We start from the raw sequence: 5,921 nt of genomic DNA, 5'->3' as shown, positions 1-5,921 counted from the left end.
GTGGTGGTGACCGCTTCGGTTTCCATGATGTGCATCAACTGCAGGCGCAACGTCTCTTCGATCAGCGGGCCGAGCATCGGCGCGGCCCGTTCGACCAACGCCACGGAGGCCTTGGCGGTGTCCAGTTCGGTGGCGCCCGGCTTCAATACGGCTGCCAGCGCCGCGTAGCGCATCACGTCCGCAGCGCGTGTCAGACCCTCGGCCAGCACCTGCAGGACCAGCACGAGCTGGTCGGCAGTGATGCCGACCTCGAGGAACTTCTGAGCCTTGGCGAAGGTCTGCGCGTCGGACTTCGACAGGACGGGCGCGTCGGGATCGTCCACCCTGGGCAGACCCACGGCCCGCAGCATGCGTTCCAGCAGTTCCAGATCGATGCCGGCCTCTTCGCTTATCTGACGAGCCGACACCAGGGTGCCGTCGTCGCCCATGGCTCGACGTGTCGCCAGGAGCATCGGCGCGAACGACTCGCCGATCTGCGTGACGGTGAACCCTAGATCGAGCAGCCACTCGACCAGCTCCGCACGTTCGACCCGCGCCCTGCCGTCGAGGCCGTCGAGCAGGCCGGACGATTCGATGTCGACCGCGTCTCCCACCGAGTCAACGTATACCGAGCGTTTGAGATGATTCGCTGCGATGACCGAACCAATGCGTGAAGGCTTGCCGCCCGTCGTGAGCGGTGGCGCTCGCGTGCTGCTCCTCGGATCATTCCCCAGCGAGCGGTCCCTGGCGGTTGGCGAGTACTACGCCAACCGGCGGAACCAGTTCTGGCCGCTGCTCGGATCGGTGTTGGGATTCGACGCCGACATGCCGTACCAACAGCGGCTCGATGCGGTGACGAGTCACGGGGTGACCCTGTGGGACGTCGTGCACAGCTGTCGGCGGGCCGGCAGCATGGATACCAAGATCGACCGAAAGACGCTGGTGATCAACGACTTCGGCCCCCTCTTCACCGATCACCCCGGCATCGAGCGGGTCTTCGTCAACGGTTTGACGGCGTTGGAGTTGTTCGCCAAGCACGTCACGACCGAACTGCCCACCGTGCGGCTACCCTCCAGCAGCGGCGCACTGCCGATGTCGTTCGCCGACAAGCTGGCGGCCTGGCAGGAGATCCTCGCAGGCGCTGGTTAGATGCGGTCCACGATGTCCTTCGCCGCCTTGAGTCCCAGCCCCGTTTCGTCCCTCAGCAGTTTGATCGCCGCGACTTTCTTGCCCTGCATCGCCAGCTGCCGCACCTGCGGCCCTGCCCAGGTTTCGTTCGGCTCCCCGACGGGTGGCGGCGGAATCGACTGACCCGCCCCACGCACTGCGCGCTCGAGTGTCGCAACGCGGCGCTCGAGTTCGTCGATGCGGCGGCGCAGATCGTCGCCACCGTCGTCGGAACCTCCGAAGAATCCCATGCGTTCAAGTGTGACCGGTACCGCAAGGCGAACGACTAGCGGAGCCGGCTCCGTCCACGGGTCGACCGCACCGCAGGCGGGCGACTACGCTGAAGTTAGCCATCAACCGGAGCTTGCCGACCGGTTGATCCATCCAACAGAGGAACATGGCCATGCCCCTCGCAGTCCAAGTCGACCAGCCCGTCGGTGACCGCCTGCAGCGCGCGCAGATGTACGACGGCACCATCAACATCACCACGCCGACGCCGTCGTCCCTGGCCTTGGCGATGTTTGCCAGAGAGCTGATTGGCGAAGAATTTGGTGGCCGCGACCCCGAGCTGGCCCAGTTCGACCTCCCGGTCGCCGAGTACGCCGCCATCCTCGCCGAGCTCAAGTCCCAATTCATCCGCCACCCCAAGTCGAAACGGCTCGTCCAGGACCTCCTGGTCGAGAGGGGCTGCGATCCCGCCGCCACCTATTTCGACAAGCCCCGTCTGGGCATCTCGACCAGCGATGACTATCTGGGGACCGGAATCGCTTATGCGTGGCATCCGTATCGCGACACGTGGTGCTCGGCTCCCTTGGCGCAGCTCAACCACTGGATGCCGGTGTACGACGTCACCGAGGACAACGCCGTGGCGCTCCATCCGGAGTACTTCAACCGCGCGGTCGCCAACGATTCGGCCGTGTACGACCATTCCCAGTGGAACGACGTCCACGCCGGAACCCGTCCCGTGCCCGGTCCAACCGAGCCGGTCGATCTGCTCTCGTCGACGGTGTTCGTCGCACCCGTCGGCGGCATGCTGCAGTACTCCGGACATCACCTGCACTCAGACGTGCCGAACGACAGTGGGCGAACCCGGTTCTCGGTCGACTTCAGGACCGTCGACGTCGACGACATTCGAAAGGGACTGGGCGCCCGCAACGTCGACGGCCGCTGCAGGGGCTCGTCGATCCGCGACTTCACCTCCGCCGGTGACCTCTCACCGATACCCGACGACGTCATCGCGATGTTCAACGACGGCACCGAGACTGGCAACGCCGCAGGCGTTCCGCGGGCTCAGACAGCACGAACGCGCGCCTAGGCCGGTCGCGCGCGCAATCGAGGCATCGGCCGGCACTATTGCGTCCCGCAACCACACAGACGCATGCCCGCGGGTCGTGCAGACACCGCGTAACAACGCCAAGGAGCGACTGGGCGAAGGTCTTCTTCAATGAAAGGGGCAGGCCCGCATCAGTAGCCCTCACTGCGGTCGACCAGGCCAACGAGAGGCTGGCCTGCGGCGAACCGGATCAGATTCTCCTCGATGCGCTGCGCCAGCAGCGGGACGATCATGTCGATCGTGTCCGCGGTGTGGGGCGTGACGATGGCGTTGTCGAGTGTCCACAGCGGATGGCCGTTCGGCAGTGGCTCCGGGTCGGTGACGTCCACAGCCGCCCCGGCGATGCGCCCGGTCTCCAGCGCCTCGACGAGGTCGTCGGTGACGACGAGGCCGCCGCGTGCCACGTTGACCAGAATCGCCTCCGGCCTCATGAGCGCGAACTCGGCTTCGCTGAACATGCCGTGAGTCTCCGGGGTGAGTGCGGCCGCCAGAACCACCACATCTGCCTGCGGCAGCTCGCGGTGCAGATGGTCCATGGTCAACACCTGCGCGGTGTGTGGGACCGGTATCGGATGGCGCCGAATCACCGTCGTCTTGGTGGAGTACACCGTCAACAGCCTCGCCAGCTCGTGTCCGATGCCACCGCCGCCCACGATCAGTACGCGCTTGCGGTGCAACGAGATTCCGGCCTGCGCACCCCAGCTGACGGCACGCAGGCGTTCCGGCAGCCGCCGCAGCAGAGCCAGGATGAGGGTCTGCGCGTGTTCGGCGACGGGCTCCGCATACGCACCCTTCGCCGAGGTCCACACCACATCGTCGCGGGACGTCACGGCCCCAGCGCGGAAGAAGTCCTCGACGCCGGCCGCTGGTAACTGCACCCAGCGCACCGTCTCGATTTCCACGACTGTGCTGGCCAGGACGTGTGGAGCGCCGTGCCGAGACCAGATCAGGACGTCCGGATGGCCCTCGGCGTCAACCAGTTTCGCGCCGGCGCCGATCACGGCCTGTTCGTAGGCGGGATGCAGGTCGGGCAGTATGCAGACGTTCAACTGATCCGTCACGCCGGGTGCACCCCGAATCGTTCCGGCCGGTATGCGTCGAGCAGTGGCGAGCGGAAGCCCGGCTCGAGGATCTCGGACGCCAACAGTTCGCCGAAGATCGGCCCGAGGGTCGCGCCGCTGTGCGAGAACGCAATCCAACATCCTGGCAGGTGATCCAGCTGGCCGACGACTGACCATCCGTCGCCGGGAATCGGGCGCATGCCGGTCGCGACACGATCGAGCTTCAGTGGTGCACCGCCAGCGAACAGCGCGCTGAGGTCGGCCAGCGCATTGGCGACAGAATCGTCGTCGACCACGAATCCTCCATCGCCGCCAGGGCTGAGGGCTTGTTCGATCACCGACGTGTGCACCACGGCGCCGCCGCCGGGGCGGGGCCGCAGGCTTCCGACCGGGGTTCGCACCAGCATTCGCAGCTGCAAAGAGCTGGGTTTGGTGAACAACAGCGCGGCCTTGGTACTGCTCTGCGGGATCCTCACGCCCGTGGACTCGAGGAGCTGAGTCGACGCAGCGCCGACCGCTACCACCAACTCGTCGCCGTCCACCGGTGTGCCGTCGGACAGCACCGCGCGGGCCCGGCCTCCGGACTCGGCCACCTGCGCCTGCCCGTCGGCGATCAACCGGCCCCCGCTGCGGACCACCTCCGACAGCAACAGCCCGGTGAACGCGGGCAGATCGACCCAGCCCTCGTCGCGGGCCAGCAGAATCCCGTCATCGGGCAACGAACCGGGTGCCAGCGCCGGTTCGAGGTGCAGAGCGCGGGACCGACCGATGGTCTCCACGCCGTGCCCCTTGGCGCGTAGCCGCAGGAACGTCTCGCGCACCGGCTCCACCTCGTCGGCGCCCTGGATCAATTGCACTGTGCTGCCGCGAGTTTCCCATGCCAGTGCGCCGGAAAACCGCACCACCCCGTCGAACGGCGCCTTCGCGGCGAACTCGCGGTAGCGGGCCAGGCTCAGCAGACGTAGGCGGTGATAGCTCTCCGGCACCTCCTGGGCGGCGCCCAGCCAGCCGAAGGATCGCCAACTGGCCCCCGACCCCGGCCCCGAGCCGATCACCGTCACCGCTGCGCCGGCCTGCGCGCAGGCGTGGGCGATCGAGGCTCCCAGAATCCCATCGCCGATGACCACGACTCGCCTCTGGTCACGGTTGGTTCGCATGTGCGTGCACTCCATCTCTACGGGGCGTCTCGCCGTGCTTCACGAACACGGCTGCACCATGACACCTCGCGGATGTGTCCAACGTGTAGTGGGTTCCGGCTCACGGAACGCTCTTGAGGCGCTCATGAGATCGCCGACACACTCGACGTCACAGACCTCGCCACCGATCAACGAAGGACAAAGCATGCGCCGATCAAGCCTGGCATTCGCCGCCGTAGTGCTCGCTGTCGCCTTGACGGGCTGTTCGGGCGGGGACGGTGGAGGCGAGGCCGCCAAACCCGCCGCGTCCAAGGTCGACGACCTCGCGGCTCTGGTGCCCGCGGACGTCGCCGCCAAGGGGACGGTCACCCTGGGGGTGAACGTCGACATCGCACCGCTGAAGTTCATCGACGACATGGGCGAGGTCACCGGCTTCTCGGTGCGGCAGTTCGAACTCGCCAGTGAGGTGCTGGGATTGAAGGTCAACATCGAGCAGGGCTCGTTCGACTCACTGATTCCCGGACTGGACTCCGGGCGCTACGACGCACTGGCCTCACTAGCCGACACCGCCGAGCGACAGGAGAGCGTGCGATTCGTCGACTTCCTGCGGGCGGGTGTGTCGTGGGTGGCCAAGCCGGGCGAGGACATCCAGATCGCCTCGCGCGACGACCTGTGCGGCCACAGCGTCGCCGTGCTGAAGGGGTCAGGCGCCGAGACCGAGATGCAGGAGCAGATGCAGAGTTGTACGGCGGCCAGCGTCCCGGAACTGCGGCTGGCGTCCTACGCCGACTCGAACGCCGCGCTGCTCGCCGTGGACAGCGGTCAGGACCAGCTTGCGATGATCGACTCGCCGGCCGCTGCCTACAACGCCGGCGCCTTCCCGGACAAGTACACCGTCGCCTTCACCGAGTACACCAACCCCAACGGCGTCGGATTCCCGATGCAGCCCGAGGGTCTCGCGGATGCGTACTCGGCCGCACTCAAGCACCTCCACGAGAGCGGTCAGTACCAGGAACTCGCGAAGGAGTTCGAGATCCCGGAAGGCGACCTCATCACCGACTTCCCGATCAACGCGGGGCCACAACTCAAGGGCTGACATTCACCGCGTGCGGCGGTACGGGGGAGTCCGCCGCGCGCCTCACCTCACCAGAAGAGACCTGCCATGACAACGACGAGTCTGACCACCGCTGCGGTGATCCAGGAGCGGAAGCGGCCGTTCCATTTTCTGTGGTACATGCTGGCCGC

General features: G+C 66.7%; 7 protein-coding genes. 3 read left to right on the top strand and 4 right to left on the bottom strand.

Annotated elements, in window-relative coordinates:
• Positions 1-593 (bottom strand): adenylate cyclase regulatory domain-containing protein (locus tag ACRDUX_RS11225; protein ID WP_526413859.1); only part of this gene is annotated, 593 nt, incomplete at its 3' end.
• A 40-nt stretch (positions 594-633) separates the two neighbouring features.
• On the opposite strand from ACRDUX_RS11225, the gene ACRDUX_RS11220 reads away from it, so the two are divergent.
• A complete protein-coding gene (locus ACRDUX_RS11220) occupies positions 634-1,128 on the top strand; it encodes a DNA-deoxyinosine glycosylase (protein ID WP_526413857.1) in 495 nt (164 codons plus the stop codon).
• Here ACRDUX_RS11220 and ACRDUX_RS11215 read toward each other — a convergent pair.
• The gene (locus tag ACRDUX_RS11215) at positions 1,125-1,397 is read right to left on the bottom strand and encodes a ribosomal protein L7/L12 (protein ID WP_526413855.1); all 273 of its coding nucleotides are present in this window, start codon (positions 1,395-1,397) and stop codon (positions 1,125-1,127) included. The genes ACRDUX_RS11220 and ACRDUX_RS11215 overlap by 4 nt on opposite strands.
• Positions 1,398-1,549: 152 nt before the next feature.
• Here ACRDUX_RS11215 and ACRDUX_RS11210 point away from each other — a divergent pair, with 152 nt between their 5' ends.
• Positions 1,550-2,461 (top strand): hypothetical protein, encoded by a 912-nt coding sequence (locus ACRDUX_RS11210; protein WP_526413853.1) that lies wholly within the window; start codon positions 1,550-1,552, stop codon positions 2,459-2,461.
• A gap of 149 nt (positions 2,462-2,610) precedes the next feature.
• Here the strand turns inward: ACRDUX_RS11210 and ACRDUX_RS11205 are convergent, their stop codons facing one another.
• Positions 2,611-3,540 carry an NAD(P)-dependent oxidoreductase gene (locus ACRDUX_RS11205; RefSeq protein WP_526413851.1) on the bottom strand — a complete coding sequence of 310 codons (930 nt, stop codon included), beginning with the start codon at positions 3,538-3,540 and terminating at the stop codon, positions 2,611-2,613.
• Positions 3,537-4,697, bottom strand: a complete 1,161-nt coding sequence (locus ACRDUX_RS11200) for an NAD(P)/FAD-dependent oxidoreductase (protein ID WP_526413849.1) — start codon at positions 4,695-4,697, stop codon at positions 3,537-3,539. Before ACRDUX_RS11200 ends, ACRDUX_RS11205 begins: the two co-directional genes overlap by 4 nt.
• Before the next feature lie 184 nt (positions 4,698-4,881).
• Here ACRDUX_RS11200 and ACRDUX_RS11195 point away from each other — a divergent pair, with 184 nt between their 5' ends.
• A complete protein-coding gene (locus tag ACRDUX_RS11195) occupies positions 4,882-5,772 on the top strand; it encodes an ABC transporter substrate-binding protein (protein WP_526413847.1) in 891 nt (296 codons plus the stop codon).
• Positions 5,773-5,921: the final 149 nt, after the last annotated feature.

Origin of the sequence: Mycobacterium sp. (genome assembly GCF_050701675.1) — a bacterium.
Taxonomy (GTDB): Bacteria; Actinomycetota; Actinomycetes; order Mycobacteriales; family Mycobacteriaceae; genus Mycobacterium.
The sequence above is the reverse complement of the archived record's forward strand: the minus strand, read 5'-3'. Positions and strand labels throughout refer to the sequence as shown.

What these genes read in the sequence shown, in the direction of transcription:
- ACRDUX_RS11220 (WP_526413857.1), top strand. Translation starts at nt 634, where the DNA reads ATGACCGAACCAATGCGTGAAGGCTTGCCGCCCGTCGTGAGCGGTGGC.
- ACRDUX_RS11215 (WP_526413855.1), bottom strand. Translation starts at nt 1,397, where the DNA reads ATGGGATTCTTCGGAGGTTCCGACGACGGTGGCGACGATCTGCGCCGC.
- ACRDUX_RS11210 (WP_526413853.1), top strand. Translation starts at nt 1,550, where the DNA reads ATGCCCCTCGCAGTCCAAGTCGACCAGCCCGTCGGTGACCGCCTGCAG.
- ACRDUX_RS11200 (WP_526413849.1), bottom strand. Translation starts at nt 4,697, where the DNA reads ATGCGAACCAACCGTGACCAGAGGCGAGTCGTGGTCATCGGCGATGGG.
- ACRDUX_RS11195 (WP_526413847.1), top strand. Translation starts at nt 4,882, where the DNA reads ATGCGCCGATCAAGCCTGGCATTCGCCGCCGTAGTGCTCGCTGTCGCC.